The sequence below is a fragment of the Micromonospora sp. 050-3 genome (assembly GCF_046549335.1).
Lineage (GTDB): Bacteria > Actinomycetota > Actinomycetes > Mycobacteriales > Micromonosporaceae > Micromonospora > Micromonospora trifolii.
Map to the genome: position 1 here is coordinate 919,925 of NZ_JAJPVX010000002.1, position 16,391 is coordinate 936,315.

The window sequence follows — 16,391 nt, forward strand, 5'->3', positions numbered from 1 at the left end:
GCGGCGCGGAGGGCGACTCAGGCGGCGTAGATGAGCTTGACGCCGTCCAGTCCCAAGGCGGCTGCCCGCGTGCCGCGGACCCCGCTGTTCAGGTTGCGCCAGCTGTTGTTGCTGGCGGCTTCGTGCACCCACCCGTCGACGACGTTGTAGATGTGCTTCACCCCGTTGACGTTGAGCGCGGCCAGCGAGGTGCCCTGCGCGCCGTAGATGCCGGTCCACAGGTTGGCCCAGCCGGCGTTGCTGGCGGCCTCGTGGATCCGGCCGCCGTTGAGGGTGTAAAGGATCTTCGTGGATCCCACTGTGATCGCCGCTACCGCCGAGGCCGGGATGCCCGTGTTCAGGTTCCGCCAGGCGTTGGCGCTGTGCGCCTCGTGTACGTAACCGCCGACGATGCTGTAGACGTACTTGACGCCGTTCAGCACGATCACCGAGATCGAGGACGAGCTGGCGCCGCCGATGCCGGTGTTGAGGTTGCGCCAACTGTTGTTGCTGGCGGCCTCGTGCACGTACCCGTCGACGACGTTGTAGACCAGCTTCACCCCGCCGAGGTTGATCGCGGCCAGGGCGGTGCCCTGTGCGCCGTGGATGCCGGTCCACAGGTTGGTCCAGCCGGCGTTGCTGGCGGCCTCGTGGATCCGGCCGCCGTTGACTGTGTAGAGGATCTTCGTTGATCCCACTGCGATCGCTGTCGCCGCCGTGCCGGTGACCGCACCCGCGCTGCCGGCGACCGGTAGGGCGCGCCAGCCGGCGTTGCTGGCCGCCTCGAACACCTGACGGGGCTGGTCGGCGGGGTTCTGCTGGATGAAGGCCAGCGGGTTGATCCGGGTGCCGGACGGGTCGATCATGTGCCAGTGCAGGTGCGGGCCCGTCGAGCTGCCCGAGCCGGGTGCGCCGGCCGCGCCGCCGGAGCGGCCCACGATCGTGCCCGCGCCCACGCTGGTCCCGTTGGCGAGCAGGAACTGCGACAGGTGCAGGTACTGGCTGCGGTACCCGTCCGCGTGCTGGATCGTGACGGTGTGCCCGCCCGTGCCGTTGTTCGGGATGTTCTGGATGGTGCCGGCGCCGCAGGCCGGCAACGCCGTGCCCACCCCCATCCCGAAGTCGATGCCGCCGAGTGATCCGCGGCTGAGGTGACCCTCCCAGGTGTCGGTGATCGGGTAGGCGCTGAACGGGTTGTAGATCGCCGGCGCGGCCTGTGCGGCCTTGGGGACCAGCAGGCCACCGGTGCTGATGGTGCCCGCACCCAGCACCGCCGCGCGCAACATCGTGCGGCGACTCACGGCGGAGGTGGTCGTGTCGCCGCCGCAGCAGCTGCCTTCGTAACCGTCCGTCATTCCCACTCCTTCTGCGCCCGCCAAGATATCCACGGAGGCTAATGGGTGGGGTGGTCCGGCGGTACCGGTGCCACCAGACGTTGATCAGAGCGTTGGCAGCTGTTCGGCTCGGGTGACCACCTGGTCGATGAGGCCGTACTCCCGGGCCTGCTCGGCGGTGAACCACCGGTCCCGGTCCCAGTCCTGCTGGATCTCGTCGAGGGTCCGTCCACTGTGCTGGGCGATCAACTCCTGCATCGTCCGCTTCACGTGCAGCATGTTCTCCGCCTGGATGGTGATGTCGGCGGCGGTTCCGCCCATCCCGCCGGACGGCTGGTGCATCATGATCCGTGAGTGTGGCAGCGCGTACCGCTTGCCGGCCGCGCCCGCGCAGAGCAGGAACTGCCCCATCGAGCCGGCGAACCCGAGCGCCAGCGTCGCCACGTCGTTGCGGACGTAGCGCATCGTGTCGTAGACCGCCATCCCTGCGCTCACCGAACCGCCCGGCGAGTTGATGTAGAGGTAGATGTCCCGGTCGTCGTTCTCGGCGGCGAGCAGCAGGATCTGAGCACAAATCTGGTTGGCCGACTCCTCGGTCACCTCGGTGCCGAGGAAGACGATCCGCTCCCGCAGCAGCCGCTCGAACACATGGTCACCGAAGGACGGCTGCCCGCCCTCCAGCATCCGCACGTCGTACCCGATCATGTGCCGCCGCCTTCCACCGCGCCGGCGGGCGGTGGGGACCGCCCGGTGGACCGGCCCCTTCAGCGTGCGGGCGACGGCGGTGGCTGGCCCAGTGATTCTGCCGCCGGCAGATCCGCCGACGGCAGAACCCACGCGGCCTACGCGACGGTCAGCCGCCGCAGGCCCAGCCGGGTCTGTGCGCAGTCAGCCAGGGCGGCGGTACGCGGACCGGGGCGCGAGCCACCAGCGGAGGCTCTTTCGTCGACGCTGAGGGTCGGCTCGTTCGCCACCGGCCCGCGGTGCAGGACGAACCCGCTGACACGTGGACCCACCAGCAGTGTGGCGTTGCCGATCTCCCGCCGAGTCGCGTCGACCCGCTCCAGGTGGGTCAGCGCGGCGCGCGGCGCGGCCGGGAGGCGGGGCTCGACCCGGCGCATGTCGTCGCGGGCCTCGCCGAGCAGGTCGGCGAGGCTGATGCCGAGCGCTCGGCAGATCGCGGCCAGCACCTCCGACGAGGCCTCCTTTCGGCCCCGCTCGACCTCCGAGAGGTAGGGCACGGAGACGTCGGCCGACGCGGCGACCTCGCGCAGCGTGCGGCCCTGACGCTGGCGGTGGCGGCGCAGCACCCCGCCGATCACTCGTCGCAGTAACGACATGCCGGCCTCACTTTCGCGGTCGTCGTCGGGAACACTCTCATCATGCCCGTCCTTGGCCGTCCGGACCGACCCGTCCGGCCCGCGCCGCTCCGACGTAGCGGGCCCTGGGCTCGGGTGCGGGCGCGACGTCGGTTGTCCGCCGCAACCCGGACGTGCGGTCGACGGTGTACCCGCTATGTTGTGGGCGTGCAGGCGACGGCGGGGGAGCAGGTTCGACGGTGATCCATTTTCCCGCGCAGCGCCGGGGCCCACTGAGCGCGCTGAGCCTTCGGCTCGCCGCCGCCCTGGGCCTGGTCTTCGCCGTGGTCGCCGCGGTCTACCTGGGCCGGGACGGCTACCGCGATGTCAACGAGGACGGCCTCACCCTCCTCGACTGCTTCTACTACGCGGTCGTGTCGCTCTCGACCACCGGCTACGGGGACATCACCCCGGCCGCGCCGTCGGCCCGGCTGGTCAACGTCCTCTTCATCACCCCGGCCCGAGTGATCTTCCTTATCATCCTGGTCGGCACCACCCTGGAAGTTCTGACCGAGCAGTACCGGACCGGCCGTCGCCTGTCGCGGTGGAGGAGAGCCGTGAAGGACCACGTCATCATCTGCGGCTACGGCACCAAGGGGCGCAGCGCTGTCTCCGCTCTGATGGAAAACGGTCTGGACCGCTCGCGGATCGTGGTGGTGGAGCGCAGCGCCGCAGCCCTGCGGCAGGCCACCTCCGCTGGGCTGGTGGCGATCGAGGGCTCGGCGACCCGCTCGTCGGTGCTGAACGAGGCGCACGTCAAGAACGCGAAGGCCGTGATCATCGCGACCGACAGTGACGACGCGTCGGTGCTGGTCGCGCTGACGGTACGGCAGCTCACCGCCGGGCAGGTCCGCATCATCGCGGCGGCCCGGGAGGCGGAGAACGCCCCGCTGCTCAAGCAGAGCGGGGCGCACCATGTGATCGTCTCCTCGGCCACGGCGGGCCGGCTGCTCGGCCTGTCCACCTCGGCGCCGCCGCTGATCGACGTGGTGGAGGATCTGCTCACTCCCGGCCAGGGCATGGCGCTGGCGATGCGTTCAGCGGAGCGGAACGAGGTGGGTCGCTCGCCGCGCGAGCTGGAGTCGTTGGTGATCGCCCTGGTGCGGCGGGGCAAGGTGGTCAGCCTGGCCGACCGGGCCGGCGCGGTGATCGAGACCGGCGACATGCTGGTGCACGTACGCGACGACCGCCCCCAGTCGGCCACCACCGCCTGATCGTCCCGCCGCTGCCGGCCGGTGTGTGACCGCTGGCGTGACGCCGCCGCCGTTGTGGTGAGGCGGCGTCAGCAGGTCTCGTCGGCGGCGCAGATCGCCTCGGTGCAGTTGGCCGCCGTGCCCGCGGAGGCCCGGCTGAGCAGCTTGTAGAGCGTCTCCCGCTCGGCGGGATCCAGCGCGCCCAGCACCTCGTCCTCGGCACCGGCCAGGGCGCATTCGGCCTCGCTGAGGCGTTTCGCACCATCTTCGGTGAGTTCGACGACGTGTCGGCGGCGATCCTCGGCTGAGCGCCGACGCTCGATCAGCTGCTTCGCCTCCAGGTCGTTGAGCAGCCCGACGATGTTGGTGCTGTCCATTTCCAGGATGGCGGCGAGCGCCTGTTGCCCGGTGCCGCCGCCGGCGCGCAGCACTGTGAGCGCGACCAGATGCCGGGGGCGTAGCCCCAGCGGCGCCAGCACCGACTCCGACCGCAGTCGCATCCGCCGGGCCAGATGGTCCAGGAGTGCGCCCGAGCGGTGCTCGGAGGAGTCGAGCGGCTGCGCGGACATGTGACCCAGTCTACCGACCGGACGGAACATCGGCCTGCTATAAATAGTTGGTGCTTCACAGACGATTCCTGAGGGAGGAATAATGCATCTGCTGCATATTGACTCGAGCATCCGCGGTGACTGGTCGGTCAGCCGGCGGCTCACCGCCCGCGCGGTCGACGCATGGCGTGCGGCCCACCCGGACGGCACCGTGGCCTACCGGGACCTGGGCGCCGAGCCGCTGCCGCACCTGGACGCGGAGGGTGGCCTGGCGCGGATGACCCCTCCGGACCAGCACACGCCGGCCCAGCGCGAGTCCTGGGAGCTCAGCGAGCGGCTGGTCGACGAGGTGAAGCAGGCCGACGTGGTGCTGCTCGGCCTGCCGCTCTACAACTTCGGCGCGCCCAGCAGCGTCAAGTCCTGGGTCGACCACCTGATCGTTCCCGGGCTGGCGTACGACCCGACGACGCAGGAGGGCCTGCTCGGCGGACGCGAGTTCGTGGTGCTGGCCACCCGGGGCGGCGGCTACGGCGAGGGCACCCCTCGCTACGGCTGGGACCACGCCGAGCCGTGGCTCCCGCACGGCCTGTCGATGACCGGTATGCAGCCGCGCTTCATCAGCGCCGAGCTGACCCTGGCGCCGTCGGTGCCGGCGATGGCCGAGCTGATCCCGCTGCACGAGGCGAGCCTCACGGCGGCCGAGAAGGAGATCGACAACCTCTGGCTGCCGGCCGGCGCCGCCCGCTGACCAGTCGCCCCTCGTCCCTCGTCGCCCGGAGGGCGGCCGCTCCACACCGGAACGGCCACCCCTCCGGGGCGGGACATCCAGTTTCTGCGCACCAGGCGGCGGGAGCCGCAACCCGTCCGGATGAGTCGCGGCTGCGCTGACCCCGTTGGTTCGTCGCGGTCTGGTTGCGGATCATGGAAAAACCTCGTTACCGGGCAGCTTCCCGAACGAACCCTTGCTACGGTGTCCCGGCTTAGAGCTGTCAATGGGTGTCGCTGCCGGGGCTCGCCGGTGCAGCGTCGTTGGCGCAGGCACGACGGGGAAATCTTTCTAGAGCCGGGCGTACTCGCCCTGGTGTGGTTTGTCGTTCACCCGTCGCGTCCCACGCAGGTCATCCCGGGCAGTTCCGAGTGCCTCGTTAATCGAACGACGGGAAGCAATCAGTGGCTGAAGTGGCAACATCCGCAGGAGCCCGCCGGCGGTGGTACGCCGGCGTCATGGCGGGCCTCGCTCTCACGGGCGTGGCGGCCGTGGCACCCACGACCAGTGCTCAAGCCGCCCCCGCTGGCGGCGGCGCGTACGACGTGGCGAGCAGCGAGCGACCGGACCGGTCGAGCAAGCTGCCGAACCTGCACAAGGGGAAGCTCACGCTTCCCAAGCCGGGTGCCCAGGGCCGGGCCTTCCAGTCCGGCACCGGTGCCTCTCCCAAGGTCTTCCAGGGGACCCTGGCGAGCGCCTCCGAGTTTCCGTACATCGTGGGTATCGTCACCACTCTCCAGGACAGCGACCAGTACTACTGGTGCACCGGCACGATCATCGCCCCCAACAAGGTGCTGACGGCCGCGCACTGCACCGCCGACGGGCCCGGCAGCACTCGGGTCATCGCCGGCAACGACCGGCTGGTCGACAGTAACGGCCAGATCGTCGGTGGCAGCGGGTTCGTCGCCGAGGTCAGTTCGACCTGGACCCACCCGGGCTGGAACATCGCCCAGCAGTACGAAGACCCCTACGCGCCGATCGTCGACGACGTCTCGGTCCTCACGCTGAAGCAGAACCTGCCCAGCGTGTACAAGCCGGTGTCGTTGAGCGCCCAGGGTGACCAGACTCCGTACGTGGCTGGCACGCAGGCCCAGATCGCGGGCTACGGCGTCACCGCGTCCGACGAGGAGAACCCGGACAGCCGGCTGCGCAAGGCGACTGTTCCGATGCGGTCCGACGAGGACTGCAACATCGAGGGGCTCTACCTCGCCGACCGGATGATCTGCGCTGGCGCGGGCACCGACGCCACGCCGAGCAGCGACACCTGCGGGGGTGACTCCGGCGGTCCGCTGCTCGTCAACGGGGTCCAGGTCGGCATCACCGACTGGGGCTTCGCGCCGTGTGGTTCGTCGCCCGGCTACTACGAGCGGTTGAGCTACTACAACAACTCCATCAAGGCGGACCTCACCCGTCCGTCGCTGGTCAACGCGGACTGGACGGGCGACGGTCACACCGACCTGCTCGCCCGCGACGCCGCCGGCAACCTGGCGTTGTGGTACGGCAGTGGCTTCTCCAACGACGGGTACGGCGGCTTCTACGGGGTTCAGCAAATCGGCGCGGGCTGGAACATCTACAGCCGGGTCTTCCGCGTCTACAACTGGAACGGCGACAAGAAGCCGTCCATCATGGCGATGAAGCCCAACGGTGAGCTGTTCATCTACAACACCGATGGCAAGGGCAACTTCGTCGGTGGCGCGAAGAAGATCGGCACCGGGTGGCAGGGCTTCACCGCGCTCATGGTGACGAACAACTGGCTGGGCAACAACCGGCCGAGCCTTCTGGTGCGCAAGTCCAACGGCGACCTGATCCGCTACACCAGCAACGGTAATGGTGGCTGGGAGAACCCGCTGGGTACCAAGATCGGCAACGGCTGGAACGGTTTCAACCTGTTCCTCACCCCGGGGGCCTGGAAGGGCGACGGGCGTGAGGTGCTGATCGGTCGTACCTCGACCGGCGACCTGAAGATGTACCAGTCCGACAGCAAGGGCGGCTGGACCAACCCGCTCGGCACCAAGATCGGTGGCGGCTGGCAGGGCTTCAAGAACATCATGGTTCCGGGCGACTGGAGCGGCGACAACATGATGGACATGCTCGGCGTCGACGGCAATGGCCGGATGCGGCTCTACACGACCAACGGCTACGGCCAGTGGATCGACTCGAGCGGCGCGGTCATCGGCACCGGCTGGGGAGTCTTCAACCTGGTCTTCTGATCAGGCTGTCCGCAGCAGTAACGGGAAGGGCCCGCAACCGAACGGTTGCGGGCCCTGTCCCATTTCCGAGCGTCAGACGATCGTCCAGGTGTCGCCGCTGCCCAGCAGGCCGGCGAGCTGCTGCTCGGGGGTCTCGGTGACAGTCGCCTTGGCGGCCGCGAGCTGAGCCTGCACCACGCTGTCGTAGGACGGTCGGTCCACCGATCGGAACACCCCGATCGGAGTGTTGCGCAGGTCCAGGCCGGGCAGCCGGGACAGCGCGAAGGCGTACGCCGGGTCGGCCACCGTCGCGTCGTGCACGACGATCTCCTCCGGGCGGACCGAGCTGGTGTCCCGGACCTCCAGGCCAAAGCCGCCCGGCGGGTGCACCACGCAGAACCGCCCGTCGGCGCCGAAGGTGATCGGCTGCCCGTGCTCCAGGCGGATCAGGTAGTCGTCCCGGGTGGACGGGTCCTTGAGCTGCTCGAACGCCCCATCGTTGAAGATGTTGCAGTTCTGGTAGATCTCCACGAAGGCCGAGCCCTCGTGCTCCGCGGCGGCCCGCAGCACCGACTGGAGGTGCTTGCGGTCGGAGTCGATGGTGCGGCCGACGAAGCTGGCCTCCGCGCCGAGAGCGAGCGAGAGCGGGTTGAACGGGGCGTCCGCCGAGCCGGCCGGTGTCGACTTGGTGATCTTGCCGACCTCGGACGTCGGAGAATACTGACCCTTGGTCAGACCGTAGATCCGGTTGTTGAACAGCAGGATCTTGAGGTTGACGTTGCGCCGCAGCGCGTGGATCAGGTGGTTGCCACCGATGGAGAGCGCGTCGCCGTCGCCGGTGACGACCCAGACCGACAGGTCCGGCCGGGACACCGACAGGCCGGTCGCGATCGCCGGGGCCCGACCGTGGATCGAGTGCATTCCGTACGTGTTCATGTAGTACGGGAAGCGGGACGAGCAGCCGATCCCGGAGACGAAGACGGTGCGCTCCCGGGGGATGTTCAGCTCCGGCATGAACTGCTGGATGGCTGCCAGGATCGCGTAGTCACCGCAGCCGGGGCACCAGCGCACCTCCTGGTCGGACTTGAAGTCCTTCGCGGTGAGCTTGACGGCGACGGGCTCAGACATTCTTCAGCACCTCTTCCAGCGTCGTCTCCAGCTCGGCGGCCGTGAACGGAAGGCCGCGGACCTGGTTGTAGCTGATCGCGTCGACCAGGTAGCGGGCCCGGATGACGTGGGCCAACTGGCCCAGGTTCATCTCCGGGATGACCACCTTGTCGTACGAGCGGAGCACCTCACCGAGGTTGGCCGGCATCGGCGCCAGGTGCCGCAGGTGCGCCTGGGCGATGGAGAGGCCGCGCTGGCGGACCCCGCGGCACGCCGCGCCGATCGGCCCGTACGTCGAGCCCCAGCCGAGGACCAGCACCCGGGCGTCGCCGTCCGGGTCCTCCACCTCGATGTCCGGCACTCCGATGGTCTCGATCCGGGCGGCCCGGGTGCGCACCATGAAGTCGTGGTTGGCCGGGTCGTAGGAGATGTCCCCGGTCTTGTCGGCCTTCTCCAGACCGCCGATCCGGTGCTCCAGGCCCGCGGTGCCCGGGATCGCCCACGGCCGGGCCAGGGTCTCCGGGTCACGCAGGTAGGGCAGGAAGGTGGTGCCGTCCTCGCCGTTGGGCTTGGTGGCGAACTCGACCCGCAGGTCGGGCAGCGACTCCACGTCCGGCAGCAGCCACGGCTCGGAGCCGTTGGCGACGTAGTTGTCGGACAGCAGGATCACCGGGGTGCGGTAGGTCAGCGCGATCCGGGCCGCCTCCAGCGCCGCGAAGAAGCAGTCCGACGGTGACCGGGGCGCGATCACCGCGACCGGCGCCTCACCGTGCCGACCGTAGAGCGCCATGTTGAGGTCGGCCTGCTCGGTCTTGGTCGGCATGCCGGTCGACGGGCCGGCGCGCTGCACGTCCACGATCACCAGTGGCAGCTCCAGCGCCACAGCGAGCGAGATGGTCTCGCTCTTGAGTGCCACGCCGGGGCCGCTGGTGGTGGTCACGCCGAGCGACCCGCCGTAGGAGGCGCCGAGCGCGGCGCCGACGGCGGCGATCTCGTCCTCGGCCTGCACGGTGATGACGCCGAAGCGCTTGTGCTTGCTCAGCTCGTGCAGGATGTCCGACGCGGGCGTGATCGGGTACGCGCCGAGGAACACCGGCAGCCCGGAGCGGACCCCGGCGGCGACCAACCCCAGCGAGAGCGCCGCGTTGCCGGTGATGTTGCGGTACGTGCCCGGCTTCATCTTGGCCGGCTTGACCTCGTAGCGGACCGCGAAGTCCTCGGTGGTCTCGCCGAAGTTCCAACCGGCCCTGAAGGCGGCGACGTTAGCGGCGACCAGCTCCGGACGGGCCGCGAACTTGCGCTCCAGGAAGCGCAGCGTCGACTCGTAGGGCCGGGAGTACATCCAGGAGAGCAGGCCGAGGGCGAACATGTTCTTCGACCGCTCGGCGTCCTTCTTGGACACCTGGTGGGCGGCGAGCGCGCCGACCGTCATCGAGGTCAGCGCCACCGGGTGCACGACGTAACCGGCCAGCGAGTCGTCGTCCAGTGGGCTGGCCTGGTAGCCGACCTTGGCGAGGTTGCGCTTGGTGAACTCGTCGGTGTTGACGATGATGTCCGCACCGCGCGGCAGGTCGGCCAGGTTGGCCTTCAGCGCCGCCGGGTTCATCGCCACCAGCACGTTGGGCGCGTCGCCCGGCGTGAGGATGTCGTAGTCGGCGAAGTGCACCTGGAAGCTCGACACGCCGGGCAGGGTGCCGGCGGGAGCCCGGATCTCGGCGGGAAAGTTTGGCAGCGTGGAGATATCGTTGCCGAGCTGCGCCGTCTCCGAGGTGAACCGGTCGCCGGTCAGCTGCATGCCGTCGCCGGAGTCACCGGCGAACCGGATGACCACCCGGTCGAGTTGACGGATCTGCTTGGTCACTGTGCCACCTTCGTTCGCGACTGCGGGGCTTGCCCGGCCACGGAACCTCCTTGACGCAACGCTTCACCGCACCGCCCCAGGCTGGTCCGGCCGCTGTCGTTCCTCACCTGAGAGCCTACGTCTAAGGGAGCCCTAACCATCCCGGGAGGTCCGCCGACTGGGACCCGATGTGGGCGCGAAACGCCCACATTTGCGGTGTTACACCCCGCCCGCCGTAATTCAGATCACCACCGGTTGCGCCGACGACCCCGGCCACCCGCCGCCGGGGTCGTCCGTCGATCAGTCGGCCGGGTTGGGCGCGGCCTCGGGCGGCGGACCGCCGAACCGGCGGCGCAGCGAGGTCGTGGCCAGCGTGAGAGCCAACACCACCAGCAGCGTGGAGACCGCGATCAGGATGACCGCGGTGCGCTGCGCCGAGGTCAACCCGTCGTCGCCGGTCGTGGCACCGGCGGGCAGTACGCCCTGCGAGCCGGTCGGCGCGGGCGGAGAGACCACCGGCGTGGCCAGGGCGGCCGCCGCGGTGATCCGGAAGCTCATCTGCACCCGACGGGTCGGGCCGCTGCGTGGATCGAGTTGACCGATCACGGCCCCGGACAGCGGCGCTTCCCGCTGCGCCTGCGGCGTCGCCTCCACCGGCAGCTGCACCTCGGCTGTCGTGCCGGCCAGCACCAGGCCGGCGTCGCAGCGGGTACGGGTCGGGTCGACCGCCACGCAGCCCAGCGGTGGGGTCGGCACTGTCACCCCGGCCGGCAGGACGACCTCGACCCGGCCGGCGGCGTCCACCGCGCCGGTGTTGCCCAGCCGCAGCGTGAGGGTGCTGGGGCCGCCGCTGATGTCGAAGGCCACCTCGTCGGCGGCGAGCGCGATCCCGGGCACCGGCGGGCCGGGCGGGAAGAGCACAGCGAAGCCCTGGTCGTCGGTCGCCTCTCCGGTCGCTCCCGGCGCGTCCGCGATGACCTGGACGGAGCCGCTGAGCGGCATCTGCTTCCACGCCGTGCCAGCGACCCGCAGCCGCAGCACGGTGCTGAACCGAACGCCCGCTCCGGCCGTCCAGGCCCCACAGCGGTACGTCCCACCACCGGCGGCGGCGCAGCCCTTCGTGCCGGCGTCGGTCAGCCCGGCGGGCAGCGTGTACGAGAGTCGGATCTGTTCCGTGGTGGTACCGGTGTTGTGCACGGTGACCTGGAGGGTGACGGCCGTGCTCGGCGTGTTCCAGTACGCCTCGGTGAGGGTGACGTCGCCGGTGGTGACCTGCACGCCCAGCGGGCTCTGCGGCGGCGGCGCCGAACCCGGCGCGGGCGGGCGGACCGTCGGCGCCGGGGGTGTCGGCGGGGCCGGGGGCACCGTCGGTGGCACCGGGGGAGCCGGGCTGGGCGGTCGGGTGGTGCCGCCCGGCGCGGGCGCGCTGGTGGTCGGCACCGGCGGGACCTCCGGGGCGGTGGTCACCGGCGCCGGTGGCGTCGTCTCCGGTGGTGGCGCGCTGGTCTCTGGTGCGGGGTCGGTCGGCTCCGGTTCACCGCCCGGGTCCTCGGTCGGGGTGGGCTCCTCCGCCGGTGTGGTCGGGCCCGGCTCGTTGATCGGCTCGGCCGAGGTCGCGACCGGGTCCGCGTCCGGCGTGGCCGCGCTGGCCCAGGCCGGCCCCACGGCGAGCGCCGTGAGTAGGCCGAGCGCGAGCGCGGTCGCCAGCAGGGGCGTGGAACGCCGCCCCTCCGCCCGGTTACCGGGCGATGCCTTCACGCGGGCCATCTGTCCTCCGGTGACATGGGTGGGTGTCCAATATTCGGTAACAGTTGCCCCTGTGCACTAGTCCCATCCGGAAACAAATCCGTAACGTGTTTGGGACGACCCGTCCGGGCGGACGGTAGGCTGCCGACTGTGACCGGATACCTGGGCTCGTACGCGACGCTCGGGCTCCTGCTGCTCGCCAGCGTTCTCTTCTTCGTTACGGCGTTCTCGGCCAACCGGGTGTTACGCCCGGCGCGTCCGGCCGACCCGCCGGGCAAGCGGGCCAGCTACGAGTGTGGGCTCGACCCGGTCGGTGCCGACTGGGCACAGATGCAGATCCGCTACTACGTGTACGCCTACCTGTACGTGCTGTTCGCGGTCGAGGCGGTGTTCCTCTTCCCCTGGGCGGTGGTCTTCGACCGGCCAGGCTTCGGTCTGGTGACGGTGGTGGAGATGGCGGTGTTCGTGGCGGTGCTCGCGCTCGGCATCCTCTACGCCTGGCGTAGGAACATCCTCCGCTGGACCTGAGCGCCACGGCCTCCGGCGATCGTGTCGGTCCGTCCGGCCGTTCGCTGTCGGTTACGGCGACGACCGGTCAGGCGAGTCCCCGACGGGTCGCCGTCGGCGGGTGGTCGCCTCGGATCGAGGCCACCATGTCCAGCACCCGGCGGGTCGGGCCGACCTGGTGGGCCCGGAAGACCCGGGCGCCCAACCAGGCCGAGACGGCCGTCGCGGCGAGCGTCCCCTCCAGCCGTTCGGACACCGGCAGGCCCAACGTCTCACCGATGAAGTCCTTGTTGGAAAGTGCCACCAGCACCGGCCAGCCGGTTCCGGTCAGCTCGTCCAGTCGGCGGGTGATCTCCAGCGAGTGCCGGGTGTTCTTGCCGAAGTCGTGCGCCGGGTCGATGAGGATGCCGTCGGGGCGTACCCCTGCCGCCACCGCGCGCTCGGCGAGCCCGGTCACCGTCGCGACCACGTCGGCGACCACGTCGGTGAAGGCGGCCCGGTGCGGCCTGGTCCGCGGCGTCAGCCCGCCGGCGTGCGAACAGACCAGGCCGGCGCCGGTCCGCGCGGCCACCCGGACCAACGCCGGGTCGGCGCCCGACCAGGTGTCGTTGAGGAGGTCGGCGCCGGCCGCCACGGCCTCCGTCGCCACCTCGGCACGCCAGGTGTCGATGGAGATCACCACCTCCGGAAACGCGGCTCGGACGGCGGCGATGGTGTCCACCGTGCGCCGGATCTCCTCGGCGACGTCCACCTCCGCGCCGGGCCCGGCCTTGACCCCGCCGATGTCGATGATGGCAGCGCCCTCGTCCACCGCCCGTTCCACAGCGCGCAGGGCGCTGTCGGCGGCGTAGGTGGCCCCCCGGTCGAAGAACGAGTCCGGCGTGCGGTTGATGATCGCCATCACCACCAGCTCGCCGGGGGCGAACGTGTGCCCACCCAGCCGAAGCGCCCCGGCCATGCCCGCCTCCTGGAAGTTCGCGCCGTCGCCGCCGCGTCGGCCGGTCCCGACGCTAGTCGGTCGCTCGTCCACCATTCCGGGCGGGCGTCGGCACCGATCGTGATCGAGGCGGGTGGCGGGGTCGCTCCCGGCCGGCCGTCATGCCACGATCAGTACATGGGTCAGCTTCTGCTCCTCCTGGTCGTGGCGTTGACCGTCGCGGCGGTGATATTCGGCGTGACGGTGCTGGTCAGCGGCCGTGATCCCGGCCTGGTGCCGGCCGCGCCGGATTCGCGGGCCGTGGCGTTGCCGGGCACCCGCCCGTTGCGCGAATCCGACGTGGGGACGGTCCGTTTCGACACCGGGTTGCGCGGGTACCGGATGGACCAGGTCGATCAGGCGTTGCGCCGTGCCGCCTACGACATTGGTTACAAGTCCGAGCTGATCGGCGTACTGGAGTCGGAGGTCATCGCCTTGCGTGAGGGGCGCACCGACGATGCGGACGTGCTGCGGCAGGCCCGCGAGCAGTCCGCCAGCAAGGTGACCACCACCGAGGCGGCGGAGCCGGCCGAGGCGGTCGAGCCGGGCAAGGCAGTGGAGCCGGGCACAGACGCGCCGCTGACCGGCGAGGCGGGCTCGGCCCCGGTCGGCTCGACGACCCCCGGCCCGGTTCCCACCGCTACCTCGTCCCCGGCCGATTCCGATGGGGTGGCGCCTGCCGCCGCGCCCGTCGACGACGAGTCGGCCGATCGTGAGCAGACCGGTGGCGCCTCCGCCGACGGCACCGAGCAGCGCGACGCGGTGGTTCGGTCGGAGTCGGCGTGACCGAGCCGGGGGGCGCCGACGATCTTCGGGAGGCGGCCCGACCCGGTGCCGGTGAGGTGACCGCCACGGTGATCGTCGACGCCCCGGCGGAGCGGGTGTTCGCCGCGCTGCTCGCCTGGGAACGTCAGTCCGACTGGATCCCGTTCACCCGCGTGCGGGTGGTCGAGGGCGACGGGCGCGAGGGCAGCCGGATCGAGGCGGTGACCGCGCTCGGCCGTGCGACGCTGCGCGACGAGATGCTGGTGGTCCGGGTCGACGAGCCGTACGAGATCGGCGTCGTGCACCACGGCCAACTGCTGCGCGGCCCGGGGGTGCTGCGCTGCACCCAGCTGGGCCGGGACCGCACCCAGGTCGTCTGGCACGAGTGGTTCCACCTGCCGGGCGGTCGGGCCGGTCGACTGGCGTGGCCTGTGCTCTGGCCCGGCTCCAAGCTCGGCCTCACCCAGGCGCTGAAGAGGTTTGCCCGTCTGGTCGAGCAGGGCCGACTGCCCTGACCGGGGAGCCCGGTGCCGGCTGCCAGCCGGGCGCGCGGAAGAGATGCCCGACCCGGTGCCGCCAGGTCACTGCGGCGCGTAGGTCCCGGGCGATCGAGGCGTACTCGTGGAAGGCCACCCGGACCGGGTTGTAGCTGCCGACGTTCTTGGTCAGGCCGTACACGCAACGCTCCCGTTCCGGCGCGAACGACCTGAAGAGCCGGTCCCAGACGATCAGGATGCCGCCGAAGTTGCGGTCCAGGTAGCTGCCCTGCGACGCGTGGTGCACCCGGTGGTGCGACGGGGTGTTGAACACCGCCTCGTACCAGCGCGGCATCTTGTCGATCCGCTCGGTGTGGATCCAGAACTGGTAGAGCAGGTTGACCGAGCCGCAGAACGCGACAACGGCCGGGTGGACGCCGGCCAGTATCAGCGGGATGTAGAACACCCAACTGGTCAGGCCGGTCCACGGCTGGCGCAGCGCTGTGGAGAGGTTGAACCGCTGCGACGAGTGGTGTACCACGTGCGAGGCCCAGAGGATGCGGATCACGTGGTGGCCGCGGTGCGACCAGTAGTAGCAGAAGTCCTGCGCGAGCAGGATCAGCGGCCAGGTCCACCACAGCTCGGCGACCCGCAGCGGGGTGAGCGCGTAGAGCAGCGCGTACGCGGCGGCGATCGGCACCTTCCAGAGCAGGTCGGCGACGATGCTCCCCAGCCCCATCGTCATGCTGGTCGCGGTGTCGGCACCGCCGTAGCCGACCTCGTCGTCGTCGCGGTGCAGCAGGTAGGAGACCCGCTCCAGCACGATGAGCAGCACGAAGGCCGGGATCGACCAGGCGATGACGTCAGGGAATTCCTTCACCGCGCGGCCTCCGCTCGCCGTCACCGGTCGGGGCGCACCGTCGGGGGACCCTGACCTACCGGTCGGTAACAAGCACCATAGGCAGCCGGGCGGCCGGTGGCAATGGGCTGTCGGACGGATGCCCTAGCGTGTACGAGGTGACTGACCTGGTGATCGGCGCCGATGGGCTGGCTCGCTGCGCCTGGGGGTCGAGCACCCCCGACTACGCCATCTACCACGACACCGAGTGGGGGCGGCCGCTGCGCGGCGACGACGCGCTCTACGAGCGGATGACGCTGGAGGCGTTCCAGTCGGGGTTGTCCTGGCTGACAATCCTGCGCAAGCGTCCGGCGTTCCGGCTGGCCTTCGACGAGTTCCACATCCCGACCGTCGCCAGCTACGACGACGCCGACGTGACCCGGCTGCTCGCCGACGCCGGCATCGTCCGCAACCGGGCCAAGATCGAGGCGGCGATCGCCAACGCCCGCGCCGCACTGGAGCTGCCGGAGGGCCTGTCCACGCTGCTCTGGTCCTTCGCGCCGGAGCCCCGGCCAGCTCGCCCCGCCTCGTTCGCCGAGCTGGCGCCGATCACACCGGAGTCGACGGCGATGGCCAAGGCTCTCAAGAAGCGCGGCTTCCGGTTCGTCGGCCCGACCACCGCGTACGCGCTGATGCAAGCCACCGGGATGGTCGACGATCACATCGTCGGCTGTCACGTCACCCTCCCACCGACGGCGTGATGAGATGG

General features: G+C 70.5%; 16 protein-coding genes. 7 read left to right on the forward strand and 9 right to left on the reverse strand.

Translation table 11 applies throughout. The features are described from left to right. Positions 1-17: 17 nt before the first annotated feature. The 3 genes from ACLJOK_RS19245 to ACLJOK_RS19255 form a co-directional block, all read right to left on the reverse strand. Positions 18-1,334, reverse strand: a complete 1,317-nt coding sequence (locus ACLJOK_RS19245) for a M23 family metallopeptidase (protein ID WP_410820145.1) — start codon at positions 1,332-1,334, stop codon at positions 18-20. A gap of 84 nt (positions 1,335-1,418) precedes the next feature. Next, complete coding sequence (locus tag ACLJOK_RS19250) at positions 1,419-2,018, reverse strand: ClpP family protease (protein WP_410820146.1); 600 nt, start codon at positions 2,016-2,018, stop codon at positions 1,419-1,421. Between the two features lie 137 nt (positions 2,019-2,155). Then, positions 2,156-2,653 (reverse strand): helix-turn-helix domain-containing protein, encoded by a 498-nt coding sequence (locus tag ACLJOK_RS19255; RefSeq protein ID WP_410820147.1) that lies wholly within the window; start codon positions 2,651-2,653, stop codon positions 2,156-2,158. 218 nt (positions 2,654-2,871) lie between these two features. On the opposite strand from ACLJOK_RS19255, the gene ACLJOK_RS19260 reads away from it, so the two are divergent. Next, entirely contained in the window at positions 2,872-3,885 is a 1,014-nt protein-coding gene (locus ACLJOK_RS19260) for a potassium channel family protein (protein ID WP_410820148.1), read from the forward strand. Positions 3,886-3,953: 68 nt separating this feature from the next. Here the strand turns inward: ACLJOK_RS19260 and ACLJOK_RS19265 are convergent, their stop codons facing one another. After that, positions 3,954-4,433, reverse strand: coding sequence for a MarR family winged helix-turn-helix transcriptional regulator (locus ACLJOK_RS19265; RefSeq protein WP_410820149.1), 480 nt, complete (start codon positions 4,431-4,433; stop codon positions 3,954-3,956). Positions 4,434-4,515: 82 nt separating this feature from the next. Between ACLJOK_RS19265 and ACLJOK_RS19270 the strand changes: the two genes are divergently transcribed. Both ACLJOK_RS19270 and ACLJOK_RS19275 read left to right on the forward strand, forming a co-directional pair. Next, complete coding sequence (locus tag ACLJOK_RS19270; RefSeq protein ID WP_410820150.1) at positions 4,516-5,160, forward strand: FMN-dependent NADH-azoreductase; 645 nt, start codon at positions 4,516-4,518, stop codon at positions 5,158-5,160. A 476-nt stretch (positions 5,161-5,636) separates the two neighbouring features. Beyond that, complete coding sequence (locus ACLJOK_RS19275) at positions 5,637-7,388, forward strand: trypsin-like serine protease (protein ID WP_410820151.1); 1,752 nt, start codon at positions 5,637-5,639, stop codon at positions 7,386-7,388. Between the two features lie 72 nt (positions 7,389-7,460). Here ACLJOK_RS19275 and ACLJOK_RS19280 read toward each other — a convergent pair whose 3' ends face one another. The 3 genes from ACLJOK_RS19280 to ACLJOK_RS19290 all read right to left on the reverse strand — a co-directional run bounded on the left by ACLJOK_RS19280 (position 7,461) and on the right by ACLJOK_RS19290 (position 12,081). Then, on the reverse strand, positions 7,461-8,495 hold the full coding sequence (locus ACLJOK_RS19280; RefSeq protein WP_410820152.1) for a 2-oxoacid:ferredoxin oxidoreductase subunit beta: 1,035 nt from the start codon (positions 8,493-8,495) through the stop codon (positions 7,461-7,463). Next, positions 8,488-10,335 (reverse strand): 2-oxoacid:acceptor oxidoreductase subunit alpha, encoded by a 1,848-nt coding sequence (locus tag ACLJOK_RS19285; protein ID WP_410820153.1) that lies wholly within the window; start codon positions 10,333-10,335, stop codon positions 8,488-8,490. The genes ACLJOK_RS19280 and ACLJOK_RS19285 overlap by 8 nt, the downstream gene beginning before the upstream one ends. 279 nt (positions 10,336-10,614) lie before the next feature. Then, positions 10,615-12,081: a hypothetical protein gene (locus ACLJOK_RS19290; protein ID WP_410820154.1), complete on the reverse strand. Its 1,467-nt coding sequence runs from the start codon at positions 12,079-12,081 to the stop codon at positions 10,615-10,617. A 129-nt stretch (positions 12,082-12,210) separates the two neighbouring features. On the opposite strand from ACLJOK_RS19290, the gene ndhC reads away from it, so the two are divergent. Beyond that, positions 12,211-12,588: an NADH-quinone oxidoreductase subunit A gene (gene ndhC / locus ACLJOK_RS19295; protein ID WP_088986508.1), complete on the forward strand. Its 378-nt coding sequence runs from the start codon at positions 12,211-12,213 to the stop codon at positions 12,586-12,588. 67 nt (positions 12,589-12,655) lie between these two features. Here the strand turns inward: ndhC and folP are convergent, their stop codons facing one another. After that, on the reverse strand, positions 12,656-13,525 hold the full coding sequence (gene folP, locus ACLJOK_RS19300) for a dihydropteroate synthase (RefSeq protein WP_410820155.1): 870 nt from the start codon (positions 13,523-13,525) through the stop codon (positions 12,656-12,658). A 156-nt stretch (positions 13,526-13,681) separates the two neighbouring features. Here folP and ACLJOK_RS19305 point away from each other — a divergent pair, with 156 nt between their 5' ends. Together ACLJOK_RS19305 and ACLJOK_RS19310 are read left to right on the forward strand one after the other, a co-directional pair. Beyond that, complete coding sequence (locus ACLJOK_RS19305; RefSeq protein WP_410820156.1) at positions 13,682-14,329, forward strand: DivIVA domain-containing protein; 648 nt, start codon at positions 13,682-13,684, stop codon at positions 14,327-14,329. Continuing rightward, positions 14,326-14,823: an SRPBCC family protein gene (locus ACLJOK_RS19310; protein ID WP_410820157.1), complete on the forward strand. Its 498-nt coding sequence runs from the start codon at positions 14,326-14,328 to the stop codon at positions 14,821-14,823. The genes ACLJOK_RS19305 and ACLJOK_RS19310 overlap by 4 nt, the downstream gene beginning before the upstream one ends. Here ACLJOK_RS19310 and ACLJOK_RS19315 read toward each other — a convergent pair. Then, positions 14,768-15,664, reverse strand: coding sequence for a sterol desaturase family protein (locus tag ACLJOK_RS19315; protein WP_410820158.1), 897 nt, complete (start codon positions 15,662-15,664; stop codon positions 14,768-14,770). The two genes, ACLJOK_RS19310 and ACLJOK_RS19315, sit on opposite strands and share 56 nt — an antisense overlap. A 137-nt stretch (positions 15,665-15,801) precedes the next feature. Between ACLJOK_RS19315 and ACLJOK_RS19320 the strand changes: the two genes are divergently transcribed. Further along, positions 15,802-16,383 carry a DNA-3-methyladenine glycosylase I gene (locus tag ACLJOK_RS19320; protein ID WP_410820159.1) on the forward strand — a complete coding sequence of 194 codons (582 nt, stop codon included), beginning with the start codon at positions 15,802-15,804 and terminating at the stop codon, positions 16,381-16,383. Positions 16,384-16,391: the final 8 nt, after the last annotated feature.

Coding starts and splice junctions, on each gene's coding strand:
- ACLJOK_RS19290 (WP_410820154.1), bottom strand. CDS start 12,081: ATGGCCCGCGTGAAGGCATCGCCCGGTAACCGGGCGGAGGGGCGGCGT.
- ACLJOK_RS19245 (WP_410820145.1), bottom strand. CDS start 1,334: ATGACGGACGGTTACGAAGGCAGCTGCTGCGGCGGCGACACGACCACC.
- ACLJOK_RS19255 (WP_410820147.1), bottom strand. CDS start 2,653: ATGTCGTTACTGCGACGAGTGATCGGCGGGGTGCTGCGCCGCCACCGC.
- ACLJOK_RS19270 (WP_410820150.1), top strand. CDS start 4,516: ATGCATCTGCTGCATATTGACTCGAGCATCCGCGGTGACTGGTCGGTC.
- folP (WP_410820155.1), bottom strand. CDS start 13,525: ATGGCCGGGGCGCTTCGGCTGGGTGGGCACACGTTCGCCCCCGGCGAG.
- ACLJOK_RS19305 (WP_410820156.1), top strand. CDS start 13,682: ATGGGTCAGCTTCTGCTCCTCCTGGTCGTGGCGTTGACCGTCGCGGCG.
- ACLJOK_RS19265 (WP_410820149.1), bottom strand. CDS start 4,433: ATGTCCGCGCAGCCGCTCGACTCCTCCGAGCACCGCTCGGGCGCACTC.
- ACLJOK_RS19280 (WP_410820152.1), bottom strand. CDS start 8,495: ATGTCTGAGCCCGTCGCCGTCAAGCTCACCGCGAAGGACTTCAAGTCC.
- ACLJOK_RS19250 (WP_410820146.1), bottom strand. CDS start 2,018: ATGATCGGGTACGACGTGCGGATGCTGGAGGGCGGGCAGCCGTCCTTC.
- ACLJOK_RS19275 (WP_410820151.1), top strand. CDS start 5,637: ATGGCGGGCCTCGCTCTCACGGGCGTGGCGGCCGTGGCACCCACGACC.